This window comes from Pantoea phytostimulans (assembly GCF_046118715.1).
GTDB classification, from domain to species: Bacteria; Pseudomonadota; Gammaproteobacteria; order Enterobacterales; family Enterobacteriaceae; genus Pantoea; species Pantoea phytostimulans.
Window position 1 is genome coordinate 3,653,904 of record NZ_CP173698.1, and the last position, 22,690, is coordinate 3,676,593.

At 45.9% G+C, this 22,690-nt stretch carries 16 protein-coding genes; 15 read left to right on the plus strand and 1 reads right to left on the minus strand.

Translation table 11 applies throughout. From position 1 onward, the window contains the following. The first annotated feature begins 8 nt into the window (after positions 1–8). The 12 genes from ACF2G4_RS16990 (at position 9) to ACF2G4_RS17045 (ending at position 12,684) form a co-directional block, all read left to right on the plus strand. Complete coding sequence (locus tag ACF2G4_RS16990; protein WP_215847737.1) at positions 9–1,592, plus strand: arylsulfatase; 1,584 nt, start codon at positions 9–11, stop codon at positions 1,590–1,592. Between the two features lie 54 nt (positions 1,593–1,646). After that, the gene (locus ACF2G4_RS16995) at positions 1,647–2,939 is read left to right on the plus strand and encodes an anaerobic sulfatase maturase (protein ID WP_409075189.1); all 1,293 of its coding nucleotides are present in this window, start codon (positions 1,647–1,649) and stop codon (positions 2,937–2,939) included. Beyond that, positions 2,939–3,937, plus strand: coding sequence for a MoxR family ATPase (locus ACF2G4_RS17000; protein ID WP_243078675.1), 999 nt, complete (start codon positions 2,939–2,941; stop codon positions 3,935–3,937). The genes ACF2G4_RS16995 and ACF2G4_RS17000 overlap by 1 nt, the downstream gene beginning before the upstream one ends. Beyond that, the gene (locus ACF2G4_RS17005) at positions 3,937–4,863 is read left to right on the plus strand and encodes a DUF58 domain-containing protein (protein ID WP_409075190.1); all 927 of its coding nucleotides are present in this window, start codon (positions 3,937–3,939) and stop codon (positions 4,861–4,863) included. Before ACF2G4_RS17000 ends, ACF2G4_RS17005 begins: the two co-directional genes overlap by 1 nt. Then, a complete protein-coding gene (locus ACF2G4_RS17010; protein WP_243078673.1) occupies positions 4,844–5,281 on the plus strand; it encodes a DUF4381 family protein in 438 nt (145 codons plus the stop codon). The genes ACF2G4_RS17005 and ACF2G4_RS17010 overlap by 20 nt, the downstream gene beginning before the upstream one ends. Continuing rightward, positions 5,274–6,251 (plus strand): VWA domain-containing protein, encoded by a 978-nt coding sequence (locus ACF2G4_RS17015; protein ID WP_243078672.1) that lies wholly within the window; start codon positions 5,274–5,276, stop codon positions 6,249–6,251. The genes ACF2G4_RS17010 and ACF2G4_RS17015 overlap by 8 nt, the downstream gene beginning before the upstream one ends. Next, the gene (locus ACF2G4_RS17020) at positions 6,248–7,774 is read left to right on the plus strand and encodes a vWA domain-containing protein (protein WP_409075191.1); all 1,527 of its coding nucleotides are present in this window, start codon (positions 6,248–6,250) and stop codon (positions 7,772–7,774) included. The genes ACF2G4_RS17015 and ACF2G4_RS17020 overlap by 4 nt, the downstream gene beginning before the upstream one ends. Further along, positions 7,771–8,787 (plus strand): oxygen tolerance domain protein, encoded by a 1,017-nt coding sequence (locus tag ACF2G4_RS17025; protein ID WP_409075192.1) that lies wholly within the window; start codon positions 7,771–7,773, stop codon positions 8,785–8,787. The genes ACF2G4_RS17020 and ACF2G4_RS17025 overlap by 4 nt, the downstream gene beginning before the upstream one ends. Beyond that, positions 8,787–9,800, plus strand: a complete 1,014-nt coding sequence (locus ACF2G4_RS17030) for an HAD family hydrolase (protein WP_409075986.1) — start codon at positions 8,787–8,789, stop codon at positions 9,798–9,800. Before ACF2G4_RS17025 ends, ACF2G4_RS17030 begins: the two co-directional genes overlap by 1 nt. 47 nt (positions 9,801–9,847) lie before the next feature. After that, entirely contained in the window at positions 9,848–10,132 is a 285-nt protein-coding gene (locus tag ACF2G4_RS17035; RefSeq protein WP_243078668.1) for a YicS family protein, read from the plus strand. 63 nt (positions 10,133–10,195) lie between these two features. Beyond that, the gene (locus ACF2G4_RS17040) at positions 10,196–10,999 is read left to right on the plus strand and encodes a hypothetical protein (RefSeq protein WP_409075193.1); all 804 of its coding nucleotides are present in this window, start codon (positions 10,196–10,198) and stop codon (positions 10,997–10,999) included. A gap of 65 nt (positions 11,000–11,064) precedes the next feature. After that, positions 11,065–12,684 (plus strand): mechanosensitive ion channel family protein, encoded by a 1,620-nt coding sequence (locus ACF2G4_RS17045; RefSeq protein WP_409075194.1) that lies wholly within the window; start codon positions 11,065–11,067, stop codon positions 12,682–12,684. Between the two features lie 3 nt (positions 12,685–12,687). On the opposite strand, the gene ACF2G4_RS17050 is transcribed toward ACF2G4_RS17045, so the two are convergent. Continuing rightward, positions 12,688–13,830 carry a membrane-associated sensor domain-containing protein gene (locus ACF2G4_RS17050; RefSeq protein WP_409075195.1) on the minus strand — a complete coding sequence of 381 codons (1,143 nt, stop codon included), beginning with the start codon at positions 13,828–13,830 and terminating at the stop codon, positions 12,688–12,690. 814 nt (positions 13,831–14,644) lie between these two features. Here ACF2G4_RS17050 and dptF point away from each other — a divergent pair. From dptF to dptH, 3 genes are read left to right on the plus strand one after another with little or no spacing between them, the layout of a single operon-like run. Beyond that, positions 14,645–16,252, plus strand: a complete 1,608-nt coding sequence (gene dptF, locus ACF2G4_RS17055; protein ID WP_409075196.1) for a DNA phosphorothioation-dependent restriction protein DptF — start codon at positions 14,645–14,647, stop codon at positions 16,250–16,252. Positions 16,253–16,254: 2 nt separating this feature from the next. After that, the gene (gene dptG, locus ACF2G4_RS17060; RefSeq protein WP_409075197.1) at positions 16,255–17,595 is read left to right on the plus strand and encodes a DNA phosphorothioation-dependent restriction protein DptG; all 1,341 of its coding nucleotides are present in this window, start codon (positions 16,255–16,257) and stop codon (positions 17,593–17,595) included. Continuing rightward, positions 17,576–22,690, plus strand: coding sequence for a DNA phosphorothioation-dependent restriction protein DptH (gene dptH, locus ACF2G4_RS17065; protein ID WP_409075198.1), 5,115 nt, complete (start codon positions 17,576–17,578; stop codon positions 22,688–22,690). The genes dptG and dptH overlap by 20 nt, the downstream gene beginning before the upstream one ends.

The window sequence follows — 22,690 nt, forward strand, 5'->3', positions numbered from 1 at the left end:
GCACAGAAATGTCAAAAGTGCCATTTTGCAAATCGCTGCTCGCCTCAATGTTATCTGTCGCCTGCTGTGCGACCAGCGCTTATGCAGCCCCGGCAAGTAATACCACGACGGCGCCGGAGCAAAATAATCAGAAGCCCAATATCGTTGTGATATTCGGTGATGACATCGGGTACTGGAACGTCAGTACCTACAATCAGGGAATGCTGGGCTATCAAACGCCCAATATCGACAGTATTGCGGCCGAAGGTGCCAAGTTCACTTCTTATTACGCGGAACAGAGTTCCACGGCTGGCCGTTCTTCGTTCATTACCGGTCAGATGCCATTCCGCACCGGGATGAGTAAGGTTGGTATGCCTGGTGCGCCGCAAGGGCTGCAAAAGGAAGACCCGACCATTGCCAGCGTTCTCAAGCAGTTGGGTTATGCCACCGGTCAGTTCGGTAAAAACCACCTCGGCGATCGCAATGAGTTTCTGCCTACCGCACATGGCTTCGACGAGTTTATGGGCAACCTGTACCACCTGAATGCGGAAGAAGAACCAGAGAACCCGGATTACCCGAAAGATCCTGAATATAAGAAGCAATTCGGCCCGCGTGGCGTCATTAAGTCCAGCGCAGACGGGAAAATTGAGGATACCGGTCCGCTGAATACCAAGCGTATGGAAACCGTTGATGAAGAGACGCTGGCGGCGAACAACGACTTTATGGAGCGGCAGGTCAAAGCCAACAAGCCGTTCTTCACCTGGTACAACACCACACGTATGCATAACAAAACGCACATTAAACCGTCCGATAAAGGCGTGACCGGTTTAGGTGACTATGCCGACGGGATGGTGGAGCACGACAAAATCGTCGGTGAAGTGCTGAAGAAAATCAAAGACCTCGGCATAGAAGACAACACCATTGTTGTTTACACCACCGATAACGGCCCGATGACGGCCACCTGGCCCGATGCCGGTATCACACCGTTCCGGGGTGAGAAAAATACAGGCTGGGAAGGCGGCTTCCGCGTACCTGCGATGGTGAAATGGCCGGGACATATTAAACCCGGAACGCTAATTAACGACATCATCGGCAGTAATGACTGGTTCCCAACGCTGGTGGCTGCAGCGGGCGTGCCGGACATTAAACAGCAGTTACTAAAAGGCTATAAAACCAGTGCCATGACCTACAAAGTGCATCTGGATGGTTATAACCAACTTGATTTCATCACCGGTAAAACTCAGGAGGATCCGCGCAAAGAATTCTTCTACTGGAGTGATGACGGCGACCTGTTGGCGATGCGTTATGGTCGCTGGAAAGCGCACTTTATGATTCAGGAACGTTCAGGTATGGACGTATGGAAATACCCATTCGTGAAACTGCGTGTACCGCTGATATTTGACCTGAAAATCGATCCACTGGAAAAAGGCACCGATGGCATGGATTACAACCACTGGTTCTATGATCGTCTGTTCCTGCTGGGCGGTGCGCAGAAATATGCCACTGAAATGCTACAGAGCTTTAAAGAGTTCCCGCCACGTCAGAAACCGGGCTCATTCACCGTTTCTGATGTGTCGAAACTTATTGAGGAAGGCAGTCCGGCTACCAACTGATGCTCTGACCACACCACCGGGTGAAATTTTTCACCCGGTTTTCAGGAGGCGTTCATGAAATACAGTACAACCCTGCCGGTTAAACCCCTTCCTACGGCGGAAAAGTTCAGTGGGAAAGGGCCTGCTTACACGCGTCGTTTTCATGTGATGGCGAAACCTACTGGATCGCGTTGCAACATCGACTGCAACTACTGTTTTTATCTGCACAAAGAACAGCTTCTGGAACAGGACAGACACAGCGGCATGAGCGATGAGGTGCTGGAAACCTTCATCCGGCAGTACATCGACAGCCAGGATGGCGAACAGGTGGTGTTCTCGTGGCAAGGCGGCGAACCCACGTTAATGGGGCTGGAGTACTTCGAAAAAATCGTGGTGCTGCAAAAGAAATATCAAAAACCGGGTCAGCGCATTGAAAACGATCTGCAGACCAACGGCATTCTGATTAATGACAGCTGGGCGCGCTTTCTACGTCAGCACAATTTCCTGGTCGGCATTTCCATTGATGGGCCGGCTGAATTACACGATCGCTACCGCGTGACGCGCAGCGGCAAACCTACTTTTGAAAAAGTGATGGCGGGCGTTGCCGCGTTAAAGCGCCATCATGTTCCCTTCAACGCCTTAGTCACCGTCAACCGCACCAATGCGCGCTTCCCGCTGGAGGTCTACCGCTTTCTGACGCGCGAACTGGGTGCTACTTACATCCAGTTTAATCCCTGCGTTGAGCCGGTCGATTTCAAGCAAACCGCACCGCAGTTCTGGCACGACGACACCATTCCGGTCATCGGTTCACGTCGCGCGCGCCCCGGAGACCTTGACTCCATTGTCACCGACTGGTCAGTGGATCCCGATGACTGGGGGCGCTTTCTGATTGCTGTGTTCGAGGAGTGGGTGAACAACGATTTAGGTCGGGTGCAGGTCAATCTGTTTGAAACCGCTGTGGCGCAAACCATGGGTATGCCCGCGCAGATTTGCATCACCTCAGAGTTTTGCGGCAAAGGTCTGGCGATTGAGAAAAATGGCGACATTTTTTCCTGCGATCACTACGTCTATCCCGAATACAAATTAGGCAATGTGCAGAGCACCAAGCTGGCGCACATGGCCTTTTCCGAGCGACAAAAAGCCTTTGGTTTAGGTAAGCGGGATACGCTACCTGCTGCCTGCAAACGCTGCCCTTACTTGAAACTCTGTTATGGCGAATGCCCGAAAAACCGCATCGTCAGGAGCGAAGAAGGCGAGCTGGGAATGAATTATCTCTGTCCCGGTATCAAAGCCTTTTTTAACTATGCGCAGCCGATTCTGGTTGGCATTGCGACGCTGCTGAAACGTCAGACGGTGGAACCTGCATAATGAATAATCGTGAAAAGCTGCTGGCGCTGGAAGCCAGTATGAACAAGCAGGTGATTGGACAGCAGGAGCTGGTGCGAATGCTGATCGTGGCCTTATTGTGTGACGGTCATGTGCTACTGGAAGGCTTGCCGGGCTTGGCGAAAACGCGTGCGGTGCGCGAACTGGCTCGCCATATCGAAGGCGAATTCCGTCGTATTCAGTTCACGCCTGACCTGCTGCCCTCAGACATTACCGGCAGCGAAATCTATCAGCAAAATGCCACACGGGAAGAAGATCAGTTTCGTTTCCGCCCCGGCCCGGTGTTCGGCAATATCATCCTCGCCGATGAGATCAACCGCGCCTCAGCTCGCGTGCAGTCGGCGCTGCTGGAGGCCATGGAAGAGCGTCACGTGACCGTCGCAGGCAAAACCTGGCCGCTGCCGGGGGTATTCATGGTGCTGGCGACACAAAACCCGGTTGATCAGGAAGGTACCTGGCCCTTACCTGAAGCCCAGCTTGACCGTTTTCTGATGAAGGTGATTGTCGATTATCCGTCGAAAGAGAATGAACAGCGGGTAATGCAGCTGGTGCGCGCTGAGCAGCAGGCAAAATATCAGGCTGCTCAGCATGAAAACCCTGTACCGGAAACCGACCCGTTGCTGATAAGCCAACAGGATATCGCCGAATGCTGGCGTGAAATCGCCACGGTTTATGTGGCGCCAACCGTAGAGCAGTACATCGTCAATCTGGTGGAAATGACGCGTCATCCCGATCAGGTCAGCGAAGCCTTTGCGGGTTATATCAGCCTCGGCATCAGCCCGCGCGGCACGCTTGCCCTGGATCGCTGTGGTCGTGCCTGCGCGTGGTTGGATGGCCGTGATGCGGTGTTGCCAGAAGATATTCAACGCATCGCGCCGGCCGTGCTGCGCCATCGTCTGCTGCTGAGCTATCAGGCAAACGCTGACAACTGCACGCCCGATCAGGCGATTGCCATGCTTCTTAGCGCAGTGGTGGCGTAATGCCGCAGCCGTTGACGCTTGAACTGGCTGACCTGATGGCGCTGGCAGTCGATGCACAGCGACTGGATAATCCTCCGGGGCAAATCCCACCCGGCGCATTAACCGGTGAGCGCGTGTCCCGCCAGCAGGGACGCGGCCTGAACTTCGATAGCTTACGCCGCTATCAGCCGGGTGATGATGTCAGGCTGATTGACTGGAAGGCCACAGCGCGCCTCCGCTCACCGTGGATCCGCCTCTACAATGAGGAGCGCGAACGACCCGTATTCATCCTTGTGGATCAGCGTCTGGACATGTACTTCGGTACCCGCCTGCAGATGAAATCGGTCGCCGCTGGAAACATTGCCGGATTGCTGGCATGGCGAAGCTGGCATGACGGTGATCGACTGGGCTGCGCGATATTGGGTGATGATGAACTGGCGCTGCATCCCTGCCGTGCGCCGAAACGCAACCTGATGCCCATTCTTACTGACGTTCAGCGTATGAATGCTCAGCTTCCCGCGCATTATGCGCAAAACCATCGACAAAACGTCTCCCTGTCAGACGCGTTGCAACGTATTGTCCGCCTGCTGCCCTCCGGTAGCTGGCTGGGGATCATCAGTGATTTTCACGATCTGGATACACGCTGCGATGCGGTGTTGGCTCACCTGCGTCGCCGCTGCGAAATTACCGCCTATGTCACGCTTGATGATCTTCATCGCCGCCTGCCGCCGCACGGTCAACTTGCGGCGTATTACCATGACGTAAGCACCGCGCTCAATCTCACTTCTCACCTCAGCGATCGCATTCAGCAAAGCGTAACCGAGCGTCTGTCGCAGCAGCAACGGCGGTTACAGCGAATGGGGATCACGGTGAAAACTATCGTGACCGGTAATGCAGTTCTGCCGCAGCTACAGCAGGAGGATGCGCATGCTGGCAAAAGGGTTTAGCACACCGGAACTGGCGCATCCTGCTCTGCCAGCAGCCGCCTCATGGTTTCCGTTACCGGCAGGCTGGGCGGTGCTCGGCGTGATGCTGTTACTGGCGATGTTCATTGCCCTGCTGATATGGCTCGCACGCTTTCGTCGTAATCGCTGGCGGCGCGAAGCGCGAAAACACCTTGCTCAACAGCAGGTGGATGGCTGGATAACATGGGTTAAGCGGGTGCTTCTGGTGCAACACTCTCGCGCCCAGGTCAGTCAGTGGCAGTCGCCGGAACAACTTCTGGCGCAGACCCCGCTGGATGAAGAACTGCGCGCGCTGATGTGTCGTCGCTACTGTCAGCCAGATAATCAACTCGAAAGCGCTATCAATCAGCGTATCTCACAGCAGTTACGCCACTGGCTGGAGACGCTGCCTCATGTCTGAGTTTTTATCACGGATCGACTTTGTCTGGCCATGGGTGGGCGTGCTGCTGTTTTTACCGCTGATTACTCATTATCTGATCCCTGCAAAGCAGCCGACGAGTGAACAGGTGAGGGTGCCTTTTTTACCTGAACTGGCTGAAGCCCTGCAACTTTCGGCGCCAGCACCACAAGCCAGTTGGCGTCATCGGCTGCTGTTCTGGACAGTATGGATTTTAATGATTGCTGCGCTGGCCCGGCCTGAATACCTGATGCCGCCGAAAACGGTGATAAAACCCATGCGCAACATCGTGCTGATTTTGGATGTTTCCGGTTCAATGGAGAAAAACGACGGGCAGAATGGTCAGACGCGCTTACAGGCGGTGCAGCAAACGGTGCGCACTTTTATCAGCCAGCGCAAAAATGATCGCATCGGTCTGGTGATTTTTGCCAGCCAGGCGTGGCCATTTGCGCCGATCAGTGAGGACAAACAGGCGCTTCAAGCGCGCATCAGCCAGCTGGCACCGGGCATGATTGGTCAGCAAACTGCGGTGGGGGATGCGCTGGGCGTGGCGGTGAAACTGCTAGATCACAGCCTCGAAGCCGACGCGTCAAAAATGGCGATTCTGCTGACAGATGGCAATGACACCGCCTCTCAACTGCAACCCACGCTCGCCGCGCAGCTCGCAGCCGCGCATCACGTTATGGTGCACACCATCGCCTTTGGCGATGTAAACAGCAGCGGCGAGGATAAAGTCGATACGGCGCTGCTGGATAACATTGCCCATATAACCGGCGGTAACGCCTGGCGCGCCGCTACCAACCGTGACGCACTCGCGCAGGTCTGGCAGCAAATTGATGCGCAAACGCCGGAACAGGTTAAAACAGTGGGCTTATCCTGGCATCGTCCGCTGTTCGTCTGGCCGTTAGCCCTTGCGCTACTCGTGTTACTGCTGTTTGCCATCAGCAGCACAATGATGAGGCGACGTGCATGAGCGATTTCCATTTCCTCTATCCCTGGCGATTACTGGGTTTGCTGCTCTGTCCGCTGCTCTATTTTTTGGCTCAGCATGCAGGAAGTGCCTGGCATCGTGTCATGGAAAAGCCTTTTGCGGCCGCGTTGATTAAAGGTCAGCGTGTACGGGCGCGACAGGTGCTGCCGTGGCTCTTTTGCCTGGGTGTATTGGCTTTAGCCGGTCCGAGCTGGCAACGAGACTTGCCCGCCGCATTCACGCCCGAAAACAACGTGATGGTGATCATGCAGCAGGATCTCAGCATGCTGGCGCAGGATGTGCCGCCTGACCGCCATCAGCGCATGCAGCAGAAAATCACCGCACTGATGACGCAAATGCCCGGTAGCCACTTTGGTTTAGTGGTTTACAGCGCTGATGCCTGGCTTACCACGCCGCTGACCAATGATGCCGATTTTTATAACCTGTTCCTGACGGCTCAACAGCCGACACTGGTGCCGCAGGGTGAGGGTTCAGGGCTGCGTCAGGCGGTCGCCCTTGCGCTTAAAAATCTGCCCGCAACGCCTGAAGCCCCACGCGCGCTGATACTGGTTGCTGATAACGTAGGACAGCAGGACGTTGAGTGGCTGCGGCAGCAAAATCTGCCTCTCCAGATCTGGGTAGTAGGCACGGCAAACGGCGGCAGACTGCCGGAAGCGCAGGCGTCGCAGGGCATCGATACGCGTCTCAATGTCGCGCACTTTGAGCAAATCCGTGATGGCGGCATTCCGGTGACGCTGGTCTCTGCCGAAGATGATGACCTACGCGCGGTCAGCGGACATATTCAGCAAAGCGTGACGGCGCAGCAGAACAGCCGGCAAGATTTGCAGTGGAAGAACAGCGGCTATCTGTTGGTCGTCCCAATGCTGATGCTATTACTGCTCTGGCGACAGCAGCTGCTCTGCCTGGCTGTCGTGATGCTGCCCTTACTGATCTGGTCTCCCGCCAGTTCAGCGGCACTTCTGGACGCCTGGATACGCCCCGACGTGCAGGGACAATTTGCCTTTAATCAAGGTAACTATGCAGCAGCCGCCCAACGCTTTCAGGATCCGTTGCGGCGGGGGATTGCCTTCTATTACGCGCAGGATTACGTCTCGGCGCTGGGGGCTTTTCGTCAGGTTCCTGCCACCCCTGAAAGCCTGTTGTGGATAGGCAACTGCTACGCACAACAGAAATCCTGGCAGCAGGCGCTGAACAGCTACGATCAGGCGCTGAGTTTACGACCCGAATGGGCAATGGCTCAGCAAAACCGGGCGAAAATTGCGCATATCATCATGCAGCTGCGGCAAAAAGAACGCGACCGCCAGGCCGATCAGCATGAGCAGAAAGATGAAGATCCTGACGCCATTAAACACGATCTCAAACCCGATCAGGGCGTGAACCAGCTGGATATGAAGCCCATCGCGGGCGCTGCGCCCTCGGCTGAACAGTGGTACAGCAATCTCACCCTTTCGCCCGGCGGTTTGCTGGAAAATCTCTACCGCTCCACACCGGCGGAGGCACCATGAAGCGACTTATCGTTTGTCTGCTGTTGCTGCTAAGCCTGCCGGTACGGGCTGAAATGGCCATGACGCGTGAACTGGTTGCTCCTGATCAACTGGTGCCGGGCCAGCCAGTAACGATTGCTGTGACCTTCTGGACGGACAGCTGGTTTAATCCGCCGCCGCAATGGCCGGAAATGGTCATTGAAAACGGTAACTTGCTTAACACGCCGCTGCCCAACCAACTGGTAACACGTAATCGCGGCGGTATCAGCTGGAGCGGCATCCGCATGGAACGTCAGGTGATGGCGTGGGATCAGGGCGAGCTGCGTTTTCCTGCTACAGACGTAGTGATACGTTCCGCGAATCAGCCGCCGAAAACGGTGTCGCTGCCGGTGCTGCAGAAGTCGGTCAGCTGGCCCGCCGATGTGCGTCAGCCAGACCGTTTCTTGCCAGCCAGCAAGCTTGAACTCTCGCAGCAATGGCGGCTTTACCGCGCCTCAGAGGATAAGCAATTACATGTCGGTGACGTTATTGAGCGCGTTGTAATAGTGCGCGCGACCGATGTGATTGCCGTGCAAATCCCGCAACTGCTGTATGCCATTCCCGGTTCCGGTGCGCAACGCTTGCCGCCGGTAAACAGCAACCTGACGCAAGGGCGAGATGAGATCGTCGGCGCACAGCGTGAAGAACGGCTGCGTTATCTGCCCTCTCAGTCCGGTGAACTGGTGATCCCACCGTTGCGTTTACGTTGGTGGGATACACGCCAGCATCAGTGGCAACTGGCTGAATTACCCGGTGCGCATTACGCCATCGCCGCTGCGCGTCCGGCTGGCAGTGAACAGGCGTTGAAAGCCCGCGCCCCGACCAACTGGAAGTCGTTACTGGTGGGATCGATGATCGTGCTGGCGCTGCTGCTGCTGGGCTTCTTTTTCCGACGCCTCCTTAGCCAGAGCCTGCAACGGCTGGTTCAGCGCACGCGTGAATACTGGCGGATTGTCCCGCTACCTGACCTCATTCCGACCAAAAGGAAAAGATGATGAAATTAAAACCCCTGCTGGCATTGCTGATTACGGCTCATCTTGGTTCGGCGTTTGCGGCAGACGATCCGCTCAGTGCCTGGAATAGCGGTCACGCAAAACAGGCTATTGAAACGTGGGTGAAGGAAACCACGTCATCGAATAGCAAAGACTTCATTCCTGTCAGTCAGCGTTATGTGGTGTTTGATAATGACGGCACATTGTGGCCGGAAGCGCCGCTGACGTTTCAGTTGCAGTTCGTGATTGATGAAATCAAACGCCTCGCCCCACAACACCCGGAATGGAATAACGATGCCTTAGTGCAGGCGGTAATAAACAACGATATGAAAGTGGTGATGCAGTCGGGCAAAAAGGGGTTGATGCAGTTGATGGCTCTCACGCATAGCGGCATGACGACGGAAGAATTTAGCCAACGCGTCAGCAACTGGGTCGATAATCATCGACATGCGCGTTTCGGCTGCCGTTATGACCAGCTAGGCTATCAGCCGATGCGCCAGCTGCTGGATTATCTGCGGGATAACGGTTTCAAAACCTGGATTGTGTCTGGAGGAGGCATCGATTTTATGCGCGTACTCGCCGAAAAAATGTATGGCATCCCGCCCGAACAGGTTGTCGGCTCCTTTTCGCTGAGTGAGTTCTCTCTGACAGATAATGGTACGCAGCTGCGTAAAACCATGAACGGCGCCTTTTATGATGATGAAGCGATGAAGCCGGTCGCCATCCATCTCTTTATGGGGCGGCGACCGGTCGGTGCGTTCGGTAACAGCGACGGCGATGTGCCGATGCTCCAGTACACCTCCGCCAATCCGACCTACAAAACCTTTGGTTTACTGGTTCATCACACCGATGCTGCGCGTGAATATGCTTACGACGCGCATCCGCCCGCCAGTGGAACGCTTATCAGCGGGCTAAGATTGGCGCCCCAAAAGGGTTGGGTCATCGTCGATATGAAGAAAGAGTGGAAAACAGTGTTTGACCCTTCGCTATGCGCCGCGGATCAAAGCAGTGAATAAATGATTTATTCGGGTTTAAGAGGGCCGAAACGGGCCGGGAGATAAGAATGAAATACTTGATACCGATCGTATTGATGTTGTTGTCACAAACGCCAGCACTGGCTAACTCCGCCTATGAAAACCTGGCCTTTGCGCTGAGGCAGCAAAAAATCACCGATGACCTGCGCCACAAGTGCCAGATACCGTCGACGGTAACCGATGAACAATTGCAGAGACGGTTTCTGGACAGCACCCATGATAATTCTGCCGTGCTGTCAGCCGTAAAAGCGTTGACCGAAAATAATCAAAAGCGTTATCAGACCTTCCTGAGTCAGGTCAAATGCCCGGAGTAACCAGCAGAGCCCAGGGTTAAAATGCTGTCACGCGAATAAATGCACGCTAGCCGGAGGGTAACTATGTTGCGTCATGTAAGGAATGCATGGAGTGGGGCTTTCTGGCTGTTATTTTCAAGCCAGGCGGCGCTTGGCGCAGAAGTTAACGACAATCGCGACAAGCTTGATGATGATCCGACCAAGGTGACGACCAAAGTAGGTGTCTCGTGGTCAGACACCTATGACATGGACGACAGCAATCTCTCTTTCTCAGGCTCGGTCGCGCTGGACCCGGCAAAAAAACTGAACGCACGTGTTAACAGTGATGCCAGCGAGTGGCGTGTGGGCGGCTCATGGCTGTTTCCGGTAGGCATCGTTAACTTTAATTTTGGCAAAAACGAATATACCAATGGTGCAACGCAGACTAACTATTCCATTGGAACCTTTGTCCCACTCAGCTATTTCGGCTTCGCACCTGCCGGTTTCCAGATATTCCCAATGGCCGGATACACCTACAACACCGGTGAGATAACCGGTTGCAGCACCGGAAATGCAGCTGACTGTAAAGCGCCTCAGTTCGCCGATGGTATTCCTTCTGAGTATGGATTCAGCACGATCACCACCTCCGGCAGCAGTGGGTATCTTGGTGCCTTTACCCTCCGACCGCTGACGCCTGACATTACGATGATCGGCTTTGCGGCAGGCTCTTATGGATCAAAAAATGAGAAGGGGGAGAATTACCGGGGTTATTTTGGCGGGCTTGGTGCAGGTTATCGGTTTGATGAGCACAGTTCAGTAAACCTTCTGACGTTCGTTATGGACAACAACACCTATCTGGACGATCCCGATACACGCTTTCTGATTTCGTATACCTGGCAATTTCAATAATACGCATTGACGGCTGCCTTACGGATGGATTTACCGCCAGGCAAAGTACGGCTTCTGGAGGCAAAATGATTAAAGCGGTGATGTGTATATGCGGTTGTCTGTTGTTCTTCACGTTACAAGATGCGCTTGGCGCGGAGCCGCGTCAGGCTCCCTCGGCGCAGGAAAAAGCGCGTACGTTATATCTGCTTAATCAGCCAGTAGTGATGCTGCAGGCAAAATTTGGCCTTACCACGCCAGAGGAGCGGGTCCAGCGAATCGTGACGATATTGCGCTCGCTCAATGATAATGACCTCGCTCAGTCGGTAGAGATGCACAATGTGACGCGCTACCGACAGCCAGTCGTGCTTTTTTCTATCAACGGCAAACCTTTTATGTTGCTCGCTGAGAATGACCTGGATGAAGGGGATGATCTGACGCTTGCGCAGGCGGCGGAACGCGTCAGACTCCGTCTGGACACACTTCGACAATCATTGTCTGAGCAGTATTCATCGCGTTACCTGCTGCTCTCAGCGGGTAAAAGCTTTTTGGGTGCTCTGTTACTGCTCGCATTCATCCTGTTTGCCCTGCGCTCCTACGCCTGGCTGAAGCGGATATATGCCGTAAGGCGTGCTCAGCGGAAAAGTATCATTCCTGGCGCACTGCGCGCCTTTCTCGGTCCCATTGAGGTAAGGCTGTATGCCCTTGTTCTTATCTCGGCTTTCCTCGTGTCATTTTACATCTGGGTCAGCTGGGTGTTGCGGCTGTTTCCCTGGACGCGAATTTGGGGCATGGAGCTGGGAGGTTATGCGCTAGGGCTGTTGCAACGCCTGGGCATGGCCATACTTTCCGCTCTGCCAGGCATGCTGATTGTTGTCGTCATCTTCCTCATAACGGCGCTGGTGACGCGATTGCTCAGACTGGTGCTCAGGCGAGTCGAGACCGGGCAGTTACACCTGTCGGGCCTGCATCCAGATACCGTTGGCGTCACCCGTAAACTGATCAGCGTAGTCATTTGGTTATTCGCCTTGTCGGCGGCTTATCCGTTTTTACCCGGGGCTAACTCGCTCGCCTTCAAAGGGATAAGCGTTTTCTTCGGGCTGATGCTGACGTTGGGATCGGCAGGCGTGATGAACCATGCTATGAGCGGGTTGGTGCTGACCTATTCTCGCGCACTGCGAAAAGGCGAAGTTATCAGGATTGCCGATCATGAGGGCGTCGTCAGCGAGGTGGGCATGCTGGCAACTAAAATTCTGACCCGCGAGAACTACGAGGTTACGGTTCCCAACGCGGTTGTCGTCAGCGGCAGAATTGTGAACCTGAGCGCAACGTTGAAAGGCGACGGCGTTAACATGACGACCAGCGTCACCATTGGTTATGACACGCCCTGGCGGCAGGTTGAAGCGATGCTGGAGCTTGCCGCCAGTCGCACACCGGGGATTAATCGCAGCATTTCCCCGCTGGTGCGCCAGCTGGCGCTGCAGGACTGGTATGTGGCGTATGAACTCCAGGTCCGGCTTCAGGTGGGAGAATCACTGGCTGGGGTAAGAAGTATTCTCCACGGCCATATACAGGATGTGTTCAACGAATTCGGCGTGCAGATCATGTCTCCTAACTTCATCAGTCAGCCTGAGCAGCCGGTGATCGTGACAAAATCAAAATGGTTTACGCCTCCTGCGAACCAGGATGCTTCTGACCGTTCGCGATAGGGATTAAGCAGGGTTTTGCTTTGCCCACTGGTTACGACCCTGCTGCTTTGCCCGGTAGAGCGCGTTATCAGCTCGGTTAATAATTCCGGCAGCACTCTCACTGCTGCCTGAAAGAGCAATGCCCATGCTGACGGTGACTCTATTGCTGACTTCTGATGCGAGATGCGGTAGCGCTGTTGCATGCAGACTCGCCTGGATACGCTCTGCAACCAGAGCAGCTTCGTCCAGAGAGGCAGTTGGCAGCACGACCACAAACTCTTCCCCTCCGTAGCGTGCTACCAGATCTGCCGGCGTGCGAACCGACGATTTCAAAACGCCGGCTACCTTTGCCAGACAATCATCCCCGGCCTGATGGCCGTAATGGTCGTTGTAGCGTTTGAAATAGTCCACATCGAGCATGATCAATGCAAACGGCAAAGCCTGGCGGATAGCGTCATCCAGATAGTTTTCCATTGACCGCCGGTTTGCTGTCCCGGTGAGTGCATCCTGATGCGCCATAACATCAAGCATTGCAATAAGCATCCGGTTCTCCTGATAACGACGCCAGGCTTCATCAAACCAGCGCTGTAGGATATAGCGGCCATAAATGAGAATGGTTGTGAGGATGAGCCAGACCAGTAAGAATCGCACGCTGATGCCCTGATTCAGTTGCATACTTGCCAGCAAAGCGGTCAACCATAACGGGGTCAGGAATAGCATAAGAGCAGGTGGGTGATAATAAAGCGCAGCCAGCGCGGTGAGCATAAGGATCACACTGAGGGGCCAGGCAAATGGCAGGTGCCACCAGACGATAAAATGATAGCTGCAGTAGCTCCACATCAAACTGAGAATCAGCAACAAACCCATACTTACTGGTGTAAATCTGGCTGGAAGACGATAGATAAAAAATGCCAGTAAAAAGGAGAAAGCAATGATGCCAACCGCAATGCCATTAATGAGAGGAAGTATTTCTGTCTGGTCGCTGATTGAACGGTCAAAACCGCTGATGAGGACATTGCGAAAAAAAATGATTAGAGCAAAGCTGACGTTCACAAACGTGAACCAGGGAATACTTACGAATAGCGCCTGCCTGACCATATCATTACGGTCCTGCCATACTATCGCGGTATCAAAAGCACGATGTCGACCGCCAGAACTCTGATCCATCCCTGATGGCCTCTCAAATGAATAATTACTCTTCAGTGTAATAGAGGGGCAACTTTCAAGGCAGAAATGTTGAACCAGATTATGAAAGCCAAAAAATTGCAAACCCCTGATGAAGACTAAATTTCACTCTATATCGAATGGGTTTAATTAACTTTTTGTTTTTAATGCAAAAATGTTTTAAGTGAGCAGTGTGAAGGATATGTCATAAAATCTTCTTTAAATGAAAATGAGTGTATGGGCGTCTGCGGGTAGAAAAAATCGTCGTCATCAGCCTATTGTCTCTTTGAAACGGGCATAAAAAGAACTCAGGAAGTGGATAGCTATGAAGATTTTGACAAAAAAATTGCGGGGGCATATAAGGGGGAGTGCGTGAGTTTTTTTATTTTAAATCAGTGATTTGATTTGATATCGAGTCCGGCCTTCGCACCATCGAGAATGCAAATTAAGTCGCTTACAAGCGGCTTTTTTTGTATCTGGAATTTGGCCCGCTTTAAAATATGAGCCTTAACAACTCAACTACATAAGAAAAATCTCAGCCAATACGTAATAAAATGATAAAATGTTAACCTTACCTTATTGAAAATGGTGTTAATTACTGTAAATTATCTTTTGACTGTCTCGGAAGTGCATGCATCTCTTGGGTTTATTGATATAAGCACTCTGAAAGGTTTCAAAGGTAGCTTTGTTTACATAAACTAAATTTAAGTGATAAAATCAAATAACAGCATTAATAACGCATTTGCGTTCCTTCACCACTTGCTTTTAAAGCAATATGTTGAATTGGTAATGCAATAATTAATAACAGATTATCTAGGTGGCGATTGTGGATCTAAAACACGCGCTAAGCATTCTTTCTAAATCCTCTCCATATGCTGTAAGCACTGAAAAGAGCTCAAAGCGACATGACATCCTTGCTCGTTACAAAGATTACATTTACATAGAGACACCAATTGAAACTGATTTCTCCAAGAAATTACCTTCACTACAACCGAATGATATCATTTTTCTCTGTGGCAGCAGCGGTGATGGTAAGTCAGAAATCCTAACAAGATACAATCTTGAATGGAAAAGCAAATATGATTTCCATCTGGATGCAACTCATAGTTTTTCTCCAAATCAAACAGCAATTCAGGCTCTTGATGCAAGGTTTAGTGCCAATAAAATATCTACAAGGCCCTTAATTGTTGGAATTAATATTGGTATGCTAGGAAACTATGCTGAAGAAGGGAGTAAAGAGCATGGCGATATAAAGAACGCTATTCAATCATTTTTGAAAAAAGATGGAAATATCCATTCATCAAAATATATATTTATGGACTTTGAGCAGTACCCAAAATTTTTCCTGTCACAGGAGGGAAATGGATCTGATTTCGTTAAATCTTTTATATATAAAATAACACAAAGAAATTTAAATAATCCCTTTTTCGCAGTTTACGAAAATGAATTAAAAAGTAAAGGCCATTCAATAATTACTGCAAACTTTTTTATATTAGGTCTTAAATCAGTACAGGATAAAGTCGTCGATTTGCTTTTAAAAACGCGATTAATAAAAGACCAATTCCTTACAGCAAGAGCATTATTAGATTTTATTTACCAAGTCCTTAACTCAAATTCTTACCTTTTTGATAGCCTTTTTTCTGGGGGCGATAATGAGCTATTAGAAAATATTAAAGCTTTTGATCCAGCAAATTTACATTCTAGAAAAATTGATGAATTCATTATTAATTTTAATTTGAATATCCATTCAGATGAATTTATTGACTTCACAGAAAAAATGCATCAATTTGGCATTTATGGAATAAACAAAGCAGAAACATATCTACGTCTCTTATATCTCATTGGAAATGAGCGGTCTTTAGAAAGTTCTTTTGTTAAATCGTTCAAGTCTGAATTCGAAAATGACATGGTTGAGCAATATTCAAATATATGGTTAATTCATGAGGAGTTTGAAAATTCAGGGCAGATAAAAAAAGAAATAAATAGAATATATAAAGAGTTGATTATTACGGCTATCCATCGTTATGGAAACAGAAATTCACCAAACTTGGAAAGAGATGTTTTTTTCATTAATGAACGAAATGGCTTTAAAGTGGCAGTTGAACTCGACGTTAGACCAGACTTTCAAGGGATAGCGGAAAAGAAAAATGGTAAAATTGGCTATTTCAATGCTGTAATTAGCGTTGATGGCATTATTTTGAAGCCTATACCTGTAAGCGTAAATTTACTCTCGCTTATGGTTAAAATTAACCAAGGCTACAGACCCAATAAACACGACAAAAACGTCATTTTGCTTTTGGATGAGATAGTAGAACAAATAGTACAAGTTGCAAATAAGAAAAAGACATTGTTTATCATCAAAGGCAAGAAGAAATTTAAGATAAGTGATGAGGGTAATGATTATTTTGAAGTGAGTGGTGTATAAATATGGAAATTGATAGATTTATAAACGTAATAAATAAATCTTTGCCGAGAGTTGCGAATGATATTCCGGAAAAAAATAAATTAAATAGTTTTTTTCCTATGCGCACAAAAGGTAATGAATTCGAATGGGATAATGTTATTGGAATAATACTTCGAACATTGCTCAGAAAAAAAATTGAAAATTACAGCTATGAGAGATTTATAAAAGATTGCCAATTATCATTCGGCAATAAACTTGGTGAGGAAGAATTTTGGAATACAATAAATGAAATGTATTTCGAAAATAAAGATATATTTAATATTAGCCCTGAAATGCTTCTTTTTCACTCACAAAAGGGAGAATATGCACAGAGTGACGATCGTTTTGCTAGCTTATTTATAAACTTAATGAAGGGGACTAAAATACAAGAATTCACAAGAAATGTGAACTTCATTGAGCGTGAAATAATAAAAGTTTTTACAAAAAACACTAAAAATTATGAATTTGATAGTTTAACTGAAGATGCTTATTTACCTTACTTATCATTCGTTTTTATAAAAGATCTTAACTTCCTATCTTCGAGGCCAAACTATTTTCTATCTGAGATAAAAAAATTTCTTTCCTTTTATTTGTTTACATATACAGCTCAAATCAGTTTAGCATTAGGGGATTGGAAAGTTGCCGAAGAACCTCAATCTAAACCACTTTATTTTATTATGGATCATGAGCGTGCCAGTAATGAGCGCACGCATATTCGTAACCATGGGTATAAATTATTCCAAGACTCATGCTATAAAATATTCCCAATATTAACAATGTTAGAATTACTACAAGCAGATAATGGGAAAAACAGTAAAAAAACACCTTTATGGGCTATTCTCAGGAAAATAAAAGAGACTGAATATAACGATGTTAGCGAGCACCTTAAGGATTTCGCTCATGCATTCAGAACTCAACGGGAATTAAATATTGAGTTTAATCAGCCGATTAATCAAGCTACTCATTGGTTAGAGGAAATTATAAAATTAGCAATGGCGCAATTCCAGGTAGGACATAGAGTAAATATTAATAAACGCTATGTTAAGGACATAGAACAAATTATAGCTAAAGGTTTTTTTCAAAGCCGCGGAAGATCAGGAAGAGTACTTATATTAAATCAAGATCAAATTGTTTTACTAACAAATCTTGCTGTGAATAATAACGAAAGAATTAGATTTCAAGATCTTATTATTTCTTTTCAACAAAGAGGCGTTTATTTTGATAAGCAAAGTCAGCAAGAATTAATAAAATTTTATGATCGCATTGGTAATGTAGAACGCATGAGTGATAGTGGAGATGCTATTTATGTCCGTAAAACAATTTGAAGAATTTTTAACCGAACAATTAGTAAACGCAGCATCTCTGCACTTAGAAATTGGATATAGATATCAATTTCGTTCGCCAAATGAAGAGAATAGCTTAAAGCTTTTTCAGGCTGTAATGAAGAGGAGTACAAAATCCTTAACTTCTCCAGATGGTATCGTCTTACCATTTATTCAGTGCCAAGATATAAAAGTAATACCTGTATTACATTCGGACAATCCCAATAATGATATCGGGTGTACAGAAAACTTCATCGTAAAGATTCGTGATGATGTTTCGGATGCAGGGAGCTGGCTGCAGGGTTGTGCGCTTATTGCGATTCATAATAGTAATTTGGAAAGCCTAACAAATAATTTTGAGAGTTTATCATTACCTGGGCAGATTTGGAGCTCAGAAAAGATAAAGGAAGCAATTCGAGGATTGATTAATATTCAAGGTAGCGCGAAAGACGTCTCTCTTTGTTTATTGGATGATCAATTTGAAATGATAAAGGATAATAGAAATGCAACTATGTTTGGTTTTGAATCATTATACAACGCTGTTGCAGACGGCGATTTAAAATTTAATGAATTAGCTATGTTTGAAGATCCATTGATAACTAAAATGGAAGGTAATACGAATCAAATAAAAAAAAGATTAGAAGAGAATAGGAATTTATATAGTGAAATAGCTTTTGAGGTTGAGCATTTTGGTGATCAATTACATGAGCGCTTAAAGTTGTTCGGAGAAAAGTTCGTCAATGATAATTTTATTATAAAGAATCACTGGCAACAATTAAATTACCAGTCATTACTTGATGAAAAAAATCGTAATGCCACACAACATCTCTTGCTTGTAGAGGAGGAAGTAAATAGTGGGGCCACTATAATATCACGTAGTCGTGCGGAGACGAAAAGTGGACAACGTGACAGGCATCTTATCATTGAAGTTGACGATGAATTAAATGAAGTTGAAATAAAATTAACGTTTCAAGGTAGTAATGATCTCGATAAAAACCATTTTAAATTATCGCCTAAAGAATATAGCCACATAAAAGAAAACATTTCTACGCGTAATGGATTAAAAAACTCTACGGCTACTATAAAAGTAAATTTTCAATCAATGCCTTTATTTTTTAATTTGGCTTTGAAAAGGGAAAATAAATCAGAAGTTTATAACTTTAGATGCTTGGTAATACGTAGAGAAGTATTTCATATAGATTCATTTAAAAATTCTTTTACTTTAGAACCGCTAAAAAAAACAATAACGATTTCGACTAACGAAAATAAGTTAAAGATAAGCAGTATTTTAGAAGAAACTTTTGAGTTGGACAGTTTAAATCACATTATCGATAATGCTACGTATGGTATTATTGATTTTGCTAAATTAGCTAATGAATCTGATGAGCTTACATTTATAGTGAAATCAGGTGAGCATCATCTAAATTTTAATGTTGAGGGCGAAAGAAGTACAGATTCGTTATTCCTTCCCTTATTGCTAAATCGTAATCGTGCCCAAAAAGTTTTTAATGATAATTATAATGGAGAGTTAAATACTTTAAAAAGCAAGGTCAGTTTAGAAAATAATGAGTTTCCTATATCTGCTGCGCGCATTAGGCTCCTTAAATGGGAGGAAGAATTTATAGTTGAGAGGAAACTGGCTGTTATAGGAGATGAGAATTTAACAATTAATTCAATAAAAAGTATTGATAATGATATTTATAATGGTTACTTAAAATTATTTTTATATTTAGAAAAACATAAAACAACTCCCTCATTGGTTTCATGGGGGAATGAATTTATCACTATAACAAATAACATTGTATTAGCATGGGTGAATTATTTTTCGTCTATCCAAACAGGAACCATGCTTACAAAAGATCAAAAAACAATGCTAAGTGTCGGTATGATAAAATCAGGAGATGATGAATATTATTCTCCATATCATCCTTTAATTATGAGCTATTACACTTCACTTTGTCATAGCCTTACTCAAGATAATAGTTTTCTTGAAATGTCAGACATAACTTTTGAAAGATTAGTCCCAAAAGGTTTATTACCCTATGCTTATCATCCAAAATATGGTTTTACCTACACTCAGTTAGTGAAAGATAATTCGTTCTGGTTGAAAAGTGTTCCCCATGAGAAAAGCTCATTAACTTTTGTCAGGAAATTAGTTCGCGAAAAAATTTCGGAATTCCAATCATCATATCATCATTTATTTAATGGTTATCAAAAGAACCTTATTATTAATTCTGTTAACCAAGAATATGGTGGGGAAATATTCTTAGGGATTGTGGATTACATTAAAAAAAATCTTGAAAAATCTTCAGCAATACATGTAAATATCTATGATGACGAATTATGCTTTAATGCGTTCGATCGGTTTTCAGAAGCCGAACTTTTTGATGATTTAAAGGAATGGCTTGAGCTGAATAAGGGTAAAGTACGTGAAAACGCGGATTCAGTCATTGATATTTTACGAACAAAATTAACCTATAGTAAATTCACAAATGACCAAACCATTTCGAATGGCCAAGCTTACTCTCATCTAACCTTCTTTAGGAATAATAATAAGGTCGATTGTGTTGACGTGGCAATTGATGATATGGCATCTGCTATAGCATGCGACGGATTTTTAAATGGTGAAGCTTCGGAGAGTAAATCAGGTTCATATTTTACTGGATTTGGTTTGAAGGGAAGCGATTATAAAGATCACGCTCATTTGATAATAGCAAAATATATTGGATCATTATTACAGCCTGCTAATAAACAAAACACTATGTACCATGGTGCAAATGCTATAGCTCTAGCTGTAAGTGAAGATTTTAAAGAATTGCTCAAAAGATCTTACGATAGTTCAGTATGGACAACTATAATAGATCCAAAGGTCACCTTAGATTTTTTCCACAGTAATAAAGATGTAGTTCTTATTCACTACTCAGATCAATATACGAGCTCATCAAGTTATGACGCTATAACGGTTACTGCGCAACGCGGTTTATTTGAAACTATATTAAAGCAAGGTGATGGTGGTAAACTTGATGAATTTAATGCTTTTAATGGTGACTGGTTGTTAAAAATGCTAAGCACTGATGAAAATCGTGCTCGAGAGATAAAAGAAAAAAAAGGTATAATTGGTGCTTATAAGTTCGTAACAAGTTTAGTATATGGTTCAGATATTACTTGGGTTCCATTGTCTGTCGCTGAAATGATAAGAGTATCAGGAAATATTGGTCTAAAAATGTCTGATAGCGACTTCTCACGGAATGTAAATGGCTATTCTAAAGGCGAAATATCTGATGATGTATTACTGGTTGGTCTTAAAGAGCAGCAGTTAGTAATTTTGCCTGTTGAGGTAAAGACAGGTGCAACTCCAGATTATAATAAAGCAATGCAGCAGGCAAAAGAGCTACGTCGCTACCTTCTCGAAGATATTTTAGGTAAACTTACTTTTATAGGGAAGTTACATCGAGCGTTATTTATTCGACAAGTATTAATGCAGATCGATAAATATCGATTATATAATGTTTTCCCAGGGAATTATTTCAACAAAATTATTCTAGAAAAAGAAGTATGGTTAAAAGGAAATTATGATTTATCCAATATTAATGAGTATCCTGAGGGATTTGTAATCAGTCATCTTGATTCAGCTAGTTGCTTTGAGCCAGAATATAAACTTATTAATGGAATTTTAAGGATTGATCTTCCTATCGGATTACTTCGTAATTTAGTTGATAAACCTTTAAAAGAGCTTGTCTTATCAGACAAAATTGCAGAAATTTGTCATGTTCCTGATAAGTTTATTCTGTCCCCAAGTTCTACTCAATTACTTACACCTTTTAATTTAGGTGAGTCAGGTATTTTTGAAAACTATGATACGCATGAGCATTGTGATGGCATTTTGTCATTTACAGTGGATGATACTAAAAATAGTGTTCTTGTAGATACTCATTCGGATATTTTTCAGGCTAATGAATCTAAAGGCAGTGAACAATCATTAACCATTCAATTCGGTAACGACGTCTTAACTAATACACCGCTTAATTGGGAACCTACTAACACTGCCAAATTTATGAACACAAATACTGGCATTATTGGGACAATGGGAACTGGAAAAACTCAATTCACGAAATCCGTTATAACACAGTTGTTTCGCAATCAATGCTATAACGTTAATTCTTCACCTATTGGTGTGTTGATATTTGATTACAAGTCCGATTATGTTGACGAGAGATTTTTAACCGCTACGAGTGGTGAGAAATTTAAACTTCATAGATTACCTTATAATCCTTTAAGTTTATTTGGGGATACCCCAATGTTGCCTGTACATACCGCACGAGGATTTTCAGAAACAATGGGTAAAGCTTTTAACTTGGGTCAGAAGCAACAGTTAAGGCTTAGGAAACTTATTGGTGAAGCTTATGAGTTGGCCGGAATCCATAAGGCCGATCCTACAACATGGAATAAGCCTGCGCCTACGGTTTCAGAGGTTTGGGATCTGTTTATTGGAACAGAACCGGATGAAGATTCACTTTATGCAGCATTGGAAAGCTTATATGAGTTAGAGATTTTTGAAGACAATAATTTAAAATGCCAAAGTCTTTATGATCTTGTTGATAACATTACGATAATTGAATTAGCAGGTTATCCTCCAGAAATACAAAATTTAGTAGTAGCTTTAACATTAGATTTATTTTATTCGCAAATGCAAAAAAAAGGCAAACCCGAAGTACAGGGAGATTTCCGCCAAATTACTAAAATGATTTTAGTAGACGAGGCTGATAATTTTATGTCTCAAAATTTTCCAAGCTTACGTAAGATTCTTAAAGAGGGACGTGAGTATGGCGTAGGTATGATTTTATCCACTCAAGATATCACTCATTTTCAGACAGGTGAAAATGATTATTCAAGTTACGTTTTGACTTGGGTAATACATCGTGTAGCAAAGCTAAAACCTCAAGATATCAAAGCAATATTCAGTATAAACGATAAGTCTGAGCAAGAAAAAGTTATGGAGGCTATTAATAAATTAGAAAAACATTTTAGCATTTTTATTAATGGTTCAAAAGATATAGTAAAAATGCGTGATAAAGCATTTTGGGAATTAGTTAATTAA